The sequence below is a fragment of the uncultured Nostoc sp. genome, from assembly GCF_964245575.1.
Lineage (GTDB): Bacteria > Cyanobacteriota > Cyanobacteriia > Cyanobacteriales > Nostocaceae > Nostoc.
Genome location: NZ_CAXTNP010000188.1, coordinates 1 through 14107, shown reverse-complemented (window position 1 = coordinate 14107; position 14107 = coordinate 1). Strand labels below are relative to the sequence as shown.

At 41.1% G+C, this 14107-nt stretch carries 10 protein-coding genes and 1 pseudogene; 5 read left to right on the top strand and 6 right to left on the bottom strand.

Annotated features, from left to right (window positions below):
* The 3 genes from ACFFAP_RS25485 to bchH form a co-directional block, all read right to left on the bottom strand.
* Positions 1-433: hypothetical protein (locus tag ACFFAP_RS25485; RefSeq protein ID WP_375513831.1), on the bottom strand; the 433-nt coding region annotated here is incomplete at its 3' end.
* A gap of 979 nt (positions 434-1412) precedes the next feature.
* Entirely contained in the window at positions 1413-1634 is a 222-nt protein-coding gene (locus ACFFAP_RS25480; protein WP_375513830.1) for a type II toxin-antitoxin system HicB family antitoxin, read from the bottom strand.
* Between the two features lie 52 nt (positions 1635-1686).
* Positions 1687-5379, bottom strand: a complete 3693-nt coding sequence (gene bchH, locus ACFFAP_RS25475; protein WP_375513829.1) for a magnesium chelatase subunit H — start codon at positions 5377-5379, stop codon at positions 1687-1689.
* 789 nt (positions 5380-6168) lie between these two features.
* Here bchH and ACFFAP_RS25470 point away from each other — a divergent pair.
* Together ACFFAP_RS25470 and ACFFAP_RS25465 are read left to right on the top strand one after the other, a co-directional pair.
* Positions 6169-7110 carry an N-acetylmuramoyl-L-alanine amidase gene (locus ACFFAP_RS25470; protein ID WP_375513828.1) on the top strand — a complete coding sequence of 314 codons (942 nt, stop codon included), beginning with the start codon at positions 6169-6171 and terminating at the stop codon, positions 7108-7110.
* 1174 nt (positions 7111-8284) lie between these two features.
* Positions 8285-8599 (top strand): hypothetical protein, encoded by a 315-nt coding sequence (locus ACFFAP_RS25465; RefSeq protein WP_375513827.1) that lies wholly within the window; start codon positions 8285-8287, stop codon positions 8597-8599.
* A 208-nt stretch (positions 8600-8807) separates the two neighbouring features.
* Here the strand turns inward: ACFFAP_RS25465 and ACFFAP_RS25460 are convergent, their stop codons facing one another.
* Together ACFFAP_RS25460 and ACFFAP_RS25455 are read right to left on the bottom strand one after the other, a co-directional pair.
* Positions 8808-9734, bottom strand: coding sequence for a phosphodiester glycosidase family protein (locus tag ACFFAP_RS25460; protein WP_375513834.1), 927 nt, complete (start codon positions 9732-9734; stop codon positions 8808-8810).
* 467 nt (positions 9735-10201) lie between these two features.
* Complete coding sequence (locus ACFFAP_RS25455; RefSeq protein ID WP_375513826.1) at positions 10202-11464, bottom strand: DUF4912 domain-containing protein; 1263 nt, start codon at positions 11462-11464, stop codon at positions 10202-10204.
* Between the two features lie 816 nt (positions 11465-12280).
* On the opposite strand from ACFFAP_RS25455, the gene ACFFAP_RS25450 reads away from it, so the two are divergent.
* From ACFFAP_RS25450 to ACFFAP_RS25440, 3 genes and pseudogenes are all read left to right on the top strand, one after another.
* Entirely contained in the window at positions 12281-12427 is a 147-nt protein-coding gene (locus ACFFAP_RS25450) for a hypothetical protein (protein WP_375513825.1), read from the top strand.
* A pseudogene (locus tag ACFFAP_RS25445) lies at positions 12394-12555 on the top strand (histidine kinase dimerization/phospho-acceptor domain-containing protein); the annotation flags it as partial. The gene ACFFAP_RS25450 and the pseudogene ACFFAP_RS25445, both read left to right, overlap by 34 nt.
* A gap of 159 nt (positions 12556-12714) precedes the next feature.
* Positions 12715-13098: a nuclear transport factor 2 family protein gene (locus tag ACFFAP_RS25440; RefSeq protein WP_375513824.1), complete on the top strand. Its 384-nt coding sequence runs from the start codon at positions 12715-12717 to the stop codon at positions 13096-13098.
* Positions 13099-13131: 33 nt separating this feature from the next.
* Here the strand turns inward: ACFFAP_RS25440 and ACFFAP_RS25435 are convergent, their stop codons facing one another.
* Positions 13132-13920, bottom strand: a complete 789-nt coding sequence (locus ACFFAP_RS25435; protein WP_375513823.1) for a tetratricopeptide repeat protein — start codon at positions 13918-13920, stop codon at positions 13132-13134.
* Positions 13921-14107: the final 187 nt, after the last annotated feature.

The following is a 14107-nucleotide window of genomic DNA, read 5'->3' as shown; positions in this document are numbered from 1 at the left end:
CGATCGCACCCGACACCCCATTCATAGATCCATTTGCAGAAGAAAGCTCAACAGAATCAGCTGCTAAAGAATTGGTGGGTTTGGAATTGCCTAGTACGCTTCGCTTCTTCTTGGTATTACTTCGTCTAGCACCACCCGCCATCTCGTATTCTGGGCTGGTTTTACCGTAACGGCTGCCAACTCCTAGTAACATTTGTTCTGACATCGCTATTACAGCCTTTTCGGCGTTATTCACGTCATCTGTAAGTTTGTCAATGGTAGATAATGCAGTGTTGTAAGCAGCAAGCTTAGACCGGAGATGGTTAATTGTCATGGTGTAAGCTTGTATAGTCAATCCTTGGCCAAAGTCAAGTTCTACACTGATAGATTGTAAACTTTCAATCCGGCGATCGGCTCGTTCTAAAACGCTGGAATTTCTTTTACGACGTGCCATAATACATCTCTGCGACTAGGTTATTAGTACTGTTTTATACCAAGCTTTTCTGATTGTCATGGGAAAATATAGCAAATCAGTTGCGATCGCATCTCTAAAAGTTTAGTTAATTTCACTTAGACTATATTTTTTCTAGGCATTAAATAGATTGATAAGTTCGTTACAACAATTGCTGCAATGATTTAAGCCTTTCTTATACATGGAAGAACATTTGTTGCAAAGTATTAAGCGTTTGCAGCAACGACTTATACATTTGCTAGAAAAACTTAAGCCTTTCTTATACATGGAAGAACATTTGTTGCAAAGTATTAAGCGTTTGCAGCAACGACTTATACATTTGCTAGAAAAACTTAAGCCTTTCTTATACATGAAGTAATCTTAGCTGCAAAGGTTTAAATTTTTACAGTTTCAAGCGTAGGAGCGTAGGCGTAGCCCGTCGTAGACATCGCTTTTGCTTGTTGTCTGAGATAATACCTCTTACATAAATCAAAAATAAGAACCCCAAAGCTACGCTTTTTCTCTTACGAGACGTTACCGCCTTAAGCGAAGCTATGCCGAAGGCAAAGCCTCTCGAACGCAAGTGCGTCTTTGTTCGCCGTGCAGCGTCCCAAACGAAAGGAGAAGAGAAGGTTTTACGCTTCATTTACAACACTAGGGTGGGGAAATTTCCAAATCTTTGCAAATTTTGATAGCTAGAATATCAACAATCTCAGTATGCCTTGGAACTGTTGTTTGATGGATTATAGTACAATACGCTTGGGTTAGCGTCAAAAACCTTAAAGAGCGTAGAGCGTAGGTTGGGTTGAGGAACGAAACCCAACATTCTTGGCGATTTGTTGGGTAACACTAAAGTTCAACCCAACCTACAATTTTCCTTAACCCAAGCGTATTGGATTATAGTAAATCGTATGCCTTCCACCCTCTCGAAGAAACAAACAGCCGTTTTCTTCGAGATGGCGAATCAATTCACGTCTTTTCACTATAATTTGACAGTAATCTGTTTACGAACGACATCTTTACCGGAGAGTTGTTGCTCTGCGAGTTCCCGATTTGATATTAGAATTAACTCTATCGCTTCCCGTAGGCTTTCTCTAGCTTCTTCCAGAGTTCTCTCTTGGACATTTGCACCAGGTAACTCTTGAACGTAGCCAATATACCAGTCATCTAACTTTTCATATACAGCAGTAAAAGAATTCTCCATAATTTTTATTAATCGTTAGTGTCTTGATTTTAAGTTTTAACGTATCTACTTTCTAAACCGTCACACCCTCCAACTCCTCATCTGTCAACTCATACAATTGCCGCAACTTATCTAACTTCTCACCATCAGCTTCCCAGAAACCCCGCCCATGCGCCTCCAACATTCTCCCTAAAATATTGCGAAAAGCTTCCGGATTTGCCTTGCGTAATTTATCCGCCATCTCTGCGTCTAACGCATAAGTATCAGCCGCTTGATCGTAAACCCAATCATCGGTAAAATCGGCAGTACCACCCCAACCAATCAACGCCGTCATCCGTTGGGAAATTTCAAAAGCACCACCAGAACCTTGATTCGCCATCGCTTGCGCCCATTTGGGATTTACCAACTTAGTGCGGTACTCCATTCGCAGCAAATCATCTAAATTGCGCGGTGTAGTATCTTTCGAGAAACTTTCCACAAAACTGGTTGTAACCTTCTTCCCGCCTTGTTTTTCTGCTGCCTTTTTCAAACCGCCGGTATTAGCGTAATATTCTTGAATATCCGTTAAACCATATTCTACCGAATCGATTTCTTGAACAATGCGATCGCTAGTTTTTAACAACGTATTCAACACTTCCGGTCTAGCTTGACCTTTATCTTCTCTCCCGTAGCTAAATACATTGCGACTTTGCCAAGTATTGCCTAACTCCTCACCAGATTCCCAGTTACCATCAACCACGCGATCGTTCACCAAAGAACCAAAATCACCCGCCGGATTAGAAAACAATCTCGCCGATGCATTTTCCACACCTTGGGCTTTTAAAGCTAAAGCATGTCTTCTAATAAAATTCTGATCTTCCGGTTCCTCAGCATCAGCCGCCCGTTGAAATAAATCATCCAACAACTCGATAATATTTACAAAACTATCCCGGAAAATCCCAGACAAATTGCCCAACACATCAATGCGCGGATGTCCAACCTCCGCCAAAGGCTTCAATTCATAACGAACAACTCTACCAGTTCCTTCCTTAACAGGTTCAGCCCCCACCAACTCCAAAAGAATCCCCAAAGATTCACCCTTAGTTTTAATCGCATCCAATCCCCAAAGCATCACCGCCACCGTTTCCGGATACGTCCCATATTCATCCAAATGCTGCACAATAATTTTTTGAGCAATTTCTCGTCCCCGTTCATACGCCGCAGGCGAAGGCATCCGATAAGGATCTAAAGCATGAATATTCCTCCCCGTAGGCAAAACCCCAGCCCCATCCCGCAACAAATCCCCCCCAGGCGCAGGCGGAATATACTCCCCATTCAATCCCCTTAACAAATTCGTTAACTCATCCGTAGATTGCATCAACAAATCCCTTATTAGTTTTTCTTCTTCTTCTCTTTCTTCTTCGCGTCCTTTGCGTCTTTGCGGTTCGTTTATTCCTTTCTCTTCCCCAAAATAAGCCTCCAAATACGACCCCAACTCCTCCTCATTCGGCTTTTCCCCCAACGTATGCAACCCCGAAGAAAACAACCGATTTTCTAAAACCTGCAAATATTCATACAACTCCACCAAATAATCATCAAAAGCACGAACGTTAAACATCCGCACATTCTCCGGAGTAAACGCAATCCCCAACCGTTTAGCATCCTCAAACGGACAATCTGCATCCAACCCAGAATCCACAATTTTCTTACAAATCCCTTCCTTCAAAACATAATTCTTTTGCGGATCTTCACGATACTCCGAAATCAAATCACGCAACGCCACCAATTCCTTATACAAACCTGCACGACCATAAGGCGGTACATTATGAGAAATTAACACACCATAACCGCGACGTTTCGCCAACATCGACTCAGAAGGATTATTCGCCGCATATATATATAGATTAGGCAAATTTCCTAACAGAATATCCGACCAAGAATAACCCGTATTACCCAACGGAGAACCAGGCAACCATTCCACCGTCCCATGCATTCCAAAGTGAACCAAAGCATCAGCTTGAAACTCATTTTGTAACCATTTATAATAAGCAGCATATTGCGGATGTGGCGTTAAATCCCGTTCAAACATTAAGCGCATGGGATCACCTTGTATCCCCAAAGGTGGTTGTACACCTATCCACACATTTCCTAATTGCACACCGCCAATCTGAAAATCATCGCCATAAGTTTTAATTCCAGTTCCCGTGAGAGATTTCCATTGTTTTTCAATGCGGGAAGTTTGCAGATATCCCAACCATTTTTCTAAAGTACGGGCGTTGACAGATGCAGGGATATTCTCCCCGTCATTTAAAGATTCATCCGCCTCTTTCACCCAGCGAATCAATTCTTCCCCATCTTCCGGTAAATCTCCGACGGTGTAACCTTGTTCTTTGAGTGCATGGAGAAACTTTAGCAAACTACGCGGAACATTTAATAATGCAGCTGTACCCACAGCACCATAACCTGGGGGAAACCCATATAAAATGATCGCAATCTTGCGTTCCGATGCAGGTTTTTGCCGCAAAGCCACCCAACTTTTTACCCTACCAATTAATCGCTGCACCCGTTCAGGAACCAGATAAATATTTTCGCCCACCAAACCACCGAGAGGAACGGTATCAATAGCCCCATCCAATTCTGGTAACGCGTACAATACTACACTTTGCAATCCGCCAACACCTTGGCGTGTCCACGAGGAAATATCTTGAATTAATAGTGGTGCAGCAACAATATAAGGTACATTCTTGGCAGTGAGGATGCGCTTTGCTACTTCCACCTGACGTCCTGCTTCCATTGAACCAGCCGGGCCACCCACCAGAGGAAAGCCAATTGTCGAAACGATCGCATCCACTTTTACTGCTTCATTAGATAGTGAGGGAGTTTCTATATTACCTAGTTGTCGTTGCTGAATTTCATAGTCGGTTGTCATCAAATCTCGTACCGCCACATGTCCTTCCACGCCATTGATGAAAATGGGCAAAGGAGTTAACCCGGCTAATTCAAAACTGCGAATTAGTTGGGGAATGTAGGGTTGTTTGGTGATGACGTGTTTACGGTAAAGTAAAATCCCGATAATCGGTTTTGTAGAGACGCGATTCATCGCGTCTCCCCAATAGGTTTTATACCATTCCAAATATTCGCGGGGCGATTCAAAAAATCCTTGATAGTCGGGGTGGAGTAATCCGATGTTGGGGGTTTCAATTAGCGGGGGAATGTCGCCGACTTTTAAACCCAAGTATTTTTCTGCCAGTGTCCAGAATAATGAGGCGACGTTTTCTGAACCGCCAGCATTCCAGTAACCATAGATAATTAACCAGTTGCGTAAGTCTTGGACTTTTTGCACTGGGACATATTTCAGTAGTTTGGGGCCAATTTTTAAGAAGCTGATATAACCAGCAAGTTTGTCTTCTTCTCGTCCGTTGCTGAATTTGTCGAGGATGAATTTAACTGGTTTGGGCATTCCTTTGGGTTTGTCGCCAATGGCAAAATCACCCACCTTGGTTAAACTCATCAATTCCAAGGCTGACTCAAACACCAGGCGGATGGGAATTTGGGCAATGCGATCGCGCAACCACACAACCTGGTCATAATCAAATAGTAGGCTACCGAAAAACACATCAGCGTGATCAAGTGCTGTTTCTACCTCAGTACGAATGCTAGTAAGATCGCGATCACTAAATACCCGAATATCCAACTCAGGACAGCGAGAGTTAGCCAAAAAAGCTGCTTTTCTATACAAGTCAGCGTTGAACGATTCAAACCCAGCAACCAAGACGATGCGTTTCATGCCTGTAAGCTACGAAATATTTCTTTACCTTGATCTTAAACCTGCTTTCAGGCTGATTGTTAAATATCTACCAACAGATTTCGGTCATTTAGCCGTACTAGTACCGCAAGGCGGAAGTCACGCATTCACGCATTAAAAAGTTTTATATATCAAGGCTTTTGCAAGTTTTAAAATGGTAGCTTGATTTACGCCGCGCTGTACTAGTATAGAATGGCGCGAATAAACATATCATTTGATCAGGCTGAAAAGCCTATGTTATCAAGTTTTCTTCCTTCTACCCCTCTGATTTTCTGCCTTTCTGCTTCTGTGCTCGGCGTTATAGAGAAAGTGCGATGATTTAACAACTTCCAAAATTCTCCCCCTGCAACGCCAGCCTCCCCTGCTTGCCCTAATTCATCCCACTATTCTGCAACGCCCTGTGCCACTCTGCCTTCTTGCACTAGGTACATTTGTCATAGCTTTCTACTTTTCCGAAGCGTTATTATTTTAAGCATGGGCGCAATTGCTGCATTTTAGTTGATTGCGACTTTTCCCCGGATTCTTCCCGATTTTGATAAGTTATGATTGTTGTGTTTTTTCTTACAATCAACCTTGCCAAAAGAGGGTTTTGCCACATAAAATCTGCTTAAAAAGTTTGTAAAAAACTTATTTTATTTACCAGGATATTAATGGTTAAAATAATCCGCTCATTGCCAAAAAGTAGCTAAACAAATTTATTAGCAAAACTTTTTATTTTAAAATTGAAGAGTTTTGAAGCAGTATCAAAATAAGTAAGTTGAGGATAAAATCATGAAATTTGGAATTGATAGTGGGCACAATTGTCCACCAGACACCGGAGCCAGAGGACTCAAAGTTGAGGATAATTTAACTCTAGATGTAGGTAATAGAGTTATAGCCAAGTTAAGAGCTTTAGGAAATGAAGTCGTAGTATGTAAACCAAGTAGTGCTAGTACAGTCCGGGAATCACTCTCAAAAAGATGTTCTACAGCTAATTCGAGTAAAGTAGATATCTACGTTTCGATTCATTTTAACTCCTTTAACGGGCAAGCTAATGGCACAGAAGTATTTGCAACTAGCGAGACAGGTAGAAAAATCGCTAAACCTGTATTAGATGAAATCGTAAAATTAGGATTTTTCAATCGCGGCGTTAAGAGTGGTTCTCACTTGTTTGTTCTGAAAAATACGGATATGCCTGCGATTCTGGTAGAAGGTTGCTTTGTCGATTCGCAAAAAGATATGAATCTTTATAATCCAGAAGCAATGGCCAATGCGATCGTCAAAGGCTTAACTGGTAAAGTGCCAAGTGTTCCTGTTCCCCCTGTACCAGATGAAGAGGAGAACATAGATACAACTATTCTCAGACTGCAAAAATCCTTAAATCGACTCAAAATAACTGATAAAAATGGTAAGGCGTTAGTAGAAGATGGCTTCACTGGGGCTAATACAAAATCTGCCGTAGAAAAATTTCAAACTATTGTCGGGGTTCAAGCGACTGGAATTGCTGACGAAGCTACATGGAATGCCATAAATCTAATTTTGGCAAAACGAATACTCAGACCAAACCATGCTGGTAATGCAGTTGTCAGATACTTGCAATACCGTTTAGGTGTTGATAATGATGGCGTCTACGGTCCGCAAACAGAGGCTGCAATTAAAAACTTTCAAAAGCAAAATGGTTTAGATGCCGATGGGATTGTCGGGCCTGCTAGCTGGCAGAAATTAATTGCTTAGATTGAGGGGTAGGCATTGTTCATATAGGAATCCGATTTGATTTATGAAAAAATTTAAGTATATGTAGGGTGTGTTATCACGTAGTGTAACGCACCAAACTATCTGATGGTGCGTTAGCCAGAGTGGCTAACGCACCCTACGTGTATTTCACGCAATCAAATATGAATCCTATAGTTGGTGCTTTAGCGCTAAAGCACCAACTATGAACTTATACGATAGCAGGAGAATGGGGCATTTCCCCAAACTTTTAGCCACCTTCAAGAACTGCCTCTTCGTTGACCTAAAATGATTAAAAGAAATAACCAGGACGTAGGAAATCACCTATGCTGCTGACACGAATATGTTCTAACTTAACCAGGTTTGCATTTGATAAGTATCAATTGCATTTGGTCACAGGTAATTTCTTATCGCTTTGGTGCTTTTTTGGCAGTGAAGTTTCGCCAAAAATATAAAAGTAAAGGGCTTTTTAAGCCTATAACAATTGTTACTATTTTGTTATATAATTTGACACGTTTTATCTGGGTTTAAAATTTCTTTGCTACCACCCAAGGAATGCGACATCGCAATGGTGTTTCAAAATTACGCCCTCTATCCCCAGATAACGGTGTACGACAACATAGCTTTTGGGCTGCGGCGCAGCAATTGGAGAATAGGGAAAATCGTTCTGATCACTCCGCAAAGGGCAAAACTGAATCAGAATTGAGAGTGATTGTTTCAGATTGTCATCTCAAAGCAAAGCATCACAATTTTTATAATAAATTAAATTTATCTTTTTAACAAATAAGACTATTTGCTTTTATTTTACAAGTCGCTTTATCCTAAAATCAGTAGAGATTTCTACTTTGAACAAATACAAACTTGGCTTGCGATTAATACAAGCCTTTGACTGAGTAATTAACTTTGCAAATCTCTAGTACAGGTAGACGGAAATAAACCTACCATTTCATTACAGCCAGAAAGCCCAAAATTAAAGCATACGTGAATGCGTGACTTCCGCCTTGCGGTACTAATGCTATCAAATTTAGGTATTTTGCCAGCAATCAAAGAGCAAACTAATGCTAACTAAATTTTAATGTATATAACTTTCAACTTTGAAAAAGCAAAGGAGAATAATAATTAAATGCTAGATCAGCAGATAGATTACCCCACCAAACCCAAGACAAGTGTAATGATCATGAAACTTTTCCAAATCACTCTAGTGGTTTTAATACTTTTGGTCAACTTAGCAATTGCTTTCCCCTCTTGGGCAAAAAAAGCGCCTTCTTTAACTAGTAATGCTGACTACTTTCAAGTAGGGCAAAAAGTCATTTGGCTTTACAAGCCTCGCGCGGATTCTAGCGATGTCCAAAGAATTCCCGCCGAAGTAGTCAAGTTAAGTTCCAAGCAAGTGCAAATCAAGGTGTACAAACATAATCACGAATTTGTTAATCGTTGGGTGAATCCAAACAAGCTTGAGAATTCGCAAAAAGTTAAAGAGTCAGTATTCTAAAATTGAGTTATATGGAAGTAAATCTAGTACAGCAGGGCGTAAATCCAGCTACGATGTCAATTAACCAGACTTGTAGGGGCAATTCATGTAGACGCAAACGCGATCGCGTCTTTAAGAGTTGCGGCTTAAGGCAGGGTATTGCTTCTACTTTGAGCAACTTGTGAAAGGTAGGCAAACTTCCACCTTGCGGTACTAGTCTTCAACTATTTTATTTTTTGTAAATCAAAAAAACTGAACCAATCGGCCCAAGGTTTTCTACATAAGTTTTCTGGTTATAATACAATCCTGGAGACATACCTCCATCAAATAATATCCCCTCTTGAATCTTACCTAAACAGTTATTGCTAGCAATACCTTCTAGGACATTATCAAACATATCTGGTAGTAACTCTTGATTAAGTTGAGATAATTTAATATCTGAATTAGCTTTCAAGTCATTAACTAATAGGATTACATAGCCTTGATTAGTGATAGCTGCCATAGAGCGATTTTTAGCATTTTTACAAGCAAATTCTCCTAAATCTTGACAAATATCTTTAAATTTACCCTGACGATAAAATCTGCCATTACCACCCACTAAATTGTAATTGAGAATATCACTTTTTCTTCTACCAGCTTGGATAGTAGCCTGTCGCTGGCTGGGTGTACCTCCTGATATCCCAAAGGAAGAACGCTTAGTTTTAAATGCTCCTGAGTACTCGACACCACGAGAAACATTTAAGCCTTGTGGTTTATCATCAGTGCCTATATAGTCGGCATTAATTGCGGCAATGGGTAGCTGTCCGTTTAATTTGGCATTTTCATCGCCGATGAGTTCACGAAACTGTTTTGGTACATATTCTTTACGCAGTTTCCCCCTAGCATCTTTGGCGTAGAGTTTATGAGATAGACCAACATTAACTTTGAAATCTAATTCTGTTGATTTGGGATTAAAAATAATCACATTGTTAATACCTCTTTGATTTCTTTTACCTTGATTATTGGTTTTAAAAAAATCAATGCTGAACTTAACATCTTTGCCAGGGCAAGTTTTGGATGCTTTTGGGGCTGAATTTGCTTCAATCTCTTGACAACCTGATAATAAGGTTGCACCAATTATCAAGATAAATAACAAAAATAATTTTTTTGTAGGCATCATAATACATAAAAAAAACCGCTACAGAATTACTATAGCGGGGAATAATTTAAAATTTCAGTCTGGAGTTTATCTCACAGGTTGTTTGAAAAGTGGTTGGCTTTATCTTTGCACTTATTGATCCCCCCTAACCCCCCTTAAAAAAAGGGGGAACTGGAATCGAAGTATCCCTTTTAAGCAGGGAATCGGAATCAAAGTCCCCTAATTTATTGGGGAGCCAGTGCGGTCTTCTCCCATTCGTAAGAGGCTAGCGCCTTTTCTTTAGAACGCTACGCGAACGCGGAGCGTCTCGTAGACAAGGGGGTTTCCACGCCACTTGCTTTATGCCGGGGAACCCGTCCACCGCAGTGGCTCCCCATGAGCGATTGGCGTGGATTTAGGAGGATCTAAAACGTTTTGCGATCGCTTCTTGCGGGCGGTTACGCCATCGCAAGAGGACTTTTAAAACATCCTCTAAGAACCAAAACTTAAGAGAACCATTCTAAAACAGCTTCTTCTTTGGTGTTGGTATTTCGGGATGGTGTCTCACGGTTAAATTTCATTTGAATTGACCGGGTTTGCTCACCATCAGCAGCTACAGCCAAGATTGGATAGTCAATTAAACCATCCTGGAAGGACATCTGGAAGCGGAATGTTCCATCTGGATTTAGCTGAATTGGACGGCCACCAATAGTTACGGTAGCATCGGGTTCGGTTGCACCGTAGACTATCAACTCAGCATCGGCAATTAACCAGAACTGGCGCGGACGCACTGGTACGGCGGAAGCTGAGAAGCCAACACCTGACATTCCTGCACCGCTTGCGGTTAAGCCTGACACGGTAGGAACTGCCCACATACCCACACCAGATGGGAAAATGTAGGAGCTAATAGCTTGTTCAGGACGCGCTGAACCTGGTACTTGGTGCTGGGAACCGAAGATAGAACCAGCAACCCGTAGTGCTTCGGCAGATTCGGCTAGATCAAATATTTGGTCGTAGATGGGGTTACCGTTACCATTGACAACAGCATTACCATTGGCGGTAGCTGCAATCTTCTTGGCGGGGGGAACTAGTTCGTATTGAGTCTTACCACGTAAATCTTCTTCAAATTTGACAGTGATGAAGACATCTTCAATCCAGTCAGAAGGATAGACGGGAGGAATGTGTACTCTAGCAGAACGAGCGAGTACCAACCAGCGACCATCAGCAGCACGATAGCCGATATCGATTACATAATCGCGATCGCTAACTGGAACTGGTAGATACCATTCTCTAGCTAGTTCATCAGCAGGATATTCCTGAATGCTGTGGGGGCTTTGGAATTCGATATTGATGTCGGTAACATCATAAATCCGTAGTGCAAGTTGTTGTCCCCCTTGTCGGCGCAGTTCCTGTTTATGCTCATTGGGAATATCCCAGTAAGTATAAGCCCACTGAGGATCGCGTGGTAAGAGGACAATCCGGCTTTCACCATAGCCAGAGGGCAAATCTGCGAGTCCTTCATCAATATCAGCCAAAGATCCACCAGTTCGATCTTCCTGACCTAATTCAAACTTTGCAGCTTCCACGGTTTCCTGTGCCTCCAATGAACGAGATGGACTAAGTAAATTTTTACTGCGCTGGACTTCTTGAATTGATGCCAACAATTGTGATTTACGCATTCGGCTATACCGAGAGATGCTATATTCGCTAGCAACTTTGCGTAGTTGGCGTAAGGTCATCTCTTCTAGTGGCGGGCGTTCTTTTGCCATTAATTTGGCCTCCAGTAGTTTAAGCGGTAAATGATTTCCCCTGGTTAAAGAATGCTATGTAAAATGTCATCCACTCCAGATGAATTTATTATCCTGACTCCTGGTTTTGCCCAGTTTTTAAGTTTTTAATCTGTTTTTAAATTGGGGTCACTTCCAATCAATTCCTTAGTTATGCCAAAATTAGCATTTCTTTGGGATCGGGGAAGTTCGATTTGTTAAGTCAATATTAACCACTAAGCATATCTAGGGATCAAGGGGTAACAACTAGCTTTTTTGCCTGTTCCACGAATTTATAAGCCCTTCTGGGATCTTATTGTCATGATTCTATAACATAAACAGCTAATGAGATGTTGAGCAATGTCAATGATGTCAAATTTTCATGACATTAATTTGTGGGCATTGAACCCACCACTATAGGGCTTCTGTTTTGAGTTCAATACAGACCTAACAATAACAGCCCCTTAACAGCAAGGAAGGGGAGTAAGATTCCATTTTTCTTTCCTAAAAACAGAGAGGTCGGAGTGTATGGCATACAAGCAAAAAGCGCGATCGCTATGATTTTGTTGACATCATCCTAGCAATCTGAAAAAGGGCGATCGCTCCCAGTCCGAAGTCATACATGTATAATATTTTGTTAAAAACTACTGACGTATCTGTATTTATGGGGCTGGGAACAATAATATTTTTGATGTTTCTCTACAAATTAATTCTCTGCTCGTAAAACTAATTAATTAGATTGTCGGGTTTAAATTTTTTCTGCAATTCAAATTCAAATTTTTAAAATTGGCACAGTCATTACTTAATCAGAAGGGACAAATGACTAACCTGATTCTAGTTGTAGACGACAACGATTTAATCCGATCGCATCTGTGTGAGCAATTCACAGAAGCAGGGTATCAGGTGGTAAAAGCGAGTAACGGATTAGAAGCGATCGCCTCAAAACGACCTGTGGCGACACCTTAACTGAACAGGGACGTGACTACCTAGAACGAATGCAGAATGCTGCATCGAGAATGCAAACATTAATTGAAGACTTGTTGACACTTTCACGAGTTACTACCAGAGCGTCTCCAAGAGTTGAGCTAATTATTGCAAACTATAAGGACAGTTAAAAATAATTAGGAGTTGGGCATTGGGAATTACTAATTTATTTTTAAAAGTTAAGAGTTATAATTTAGGAATTCCTAACTCCTAACTTTTAACTCTTCACTCATAACTCGCACTTCTAACTCTTAACTATTTAATTTACCATGACTAAGGATGAAGTCTTAGCGGCTAATGCAGCTTTTTATCGAGCTTTTGAAAGAAAAGATATTGAGACAATGAGTACAGTATGGTCACAAGGAACTGGTAGTTTTTGTATTCATCCTGGAAGTAATATACTGCGAGGTTGGAAGGAGATTCGCAACTCTTGGGAGCAGATATTTAAAAACACCGCTTATATTGAAATAAACACATATATAATTGCTACAGAAATAACTGATAAAATTGCTTATGTAGTGCTGAGAGAAAATGTATTCCAAGTGGTAGGTGGGAGAAGACTTGAAGCACAATCAACAGCTACAAATGTATTTCAGTTTCTTGGCGATAAGTGGTATTTAGTACATCATCACGGTAGCCCAATTTTGCGGTAGATTAACTACTAACCAATGCCCAATGCTCAATATCTAATGACTAATCAAATCTTGAAACTGCTGGTCTTCTCGAATATTGCCAAAATTAGGATCAGTTTTTGCTATCTCTCGGCATTCAGGATTGAGGTTGATAGCTTGTTGCAAATTATCTATTGCCAAATCGATATTCCCTAGCAAACTATAACAGCAAGCTTTGTTATACCAAGCATCGTGGTCGTCGGGTTTGATTTTGAGGGCTTGGTCATAAGAGGCGATCGCTTTTTCTAATCTTCCCAAATTTTTTAGCGCATTGCCCCGGTTGTACCAAGCTTCGTGATAGTCGGGTTTGATTTCGAGGGCTTTGTCAAACTTGCGGTTTGTGCCAATCTCCCTCGGCATAGCCGCCGGAATATCTAGCCATTCTCCTAACTTGAGGTAAAGCACCGTCCAGCTTTCTTGGTTGAGATGCTTTGCCAACTCGGCTGCTTCTTGCGTTTTCCCTAATCCCGTGCGTCCTAAAATCAATATCCAGCGATGTTCTTCTAGCTGCCGCTTTAACTCATTGCGGATGTAACGATTTGCTACACGTTCTTGGTAAACTATGTTTCTATCAGCCAAAGGATCGTTATCCTCACCACCCAAAATTCGCTGCATCAGGTCTTGACTCTTCGGTGTAATCACCTCAAAGGCAAAAGTTTTATCGGGAATGCGTCGCTGGCGGTGTCGCCATTTAAGCCACCAGAAAAAACCGACGATCGCCGGTAACGCACCTGAGAGCAGGTTGTTAATAAAGTCTTTGTTGTTGTTGTAGAATTCTACAATTGGCTGAAGAAGGTTAAACACGCAGTTTATTTTGAGCGAGCGCTACCTAATTGCTCCTTAATCACAGGTAGTTCTTCTTAGCACTCGCTATAAAGCCCTTAGCTTCTAAAAATAACTGCTGATTCAGCCGTATTTTAGTATTGGTTTAGCGATCGTAGTTAAGTTTTTGAGCAGAGAACTCGGAACTTCGACCTTTGAACTCGGAACT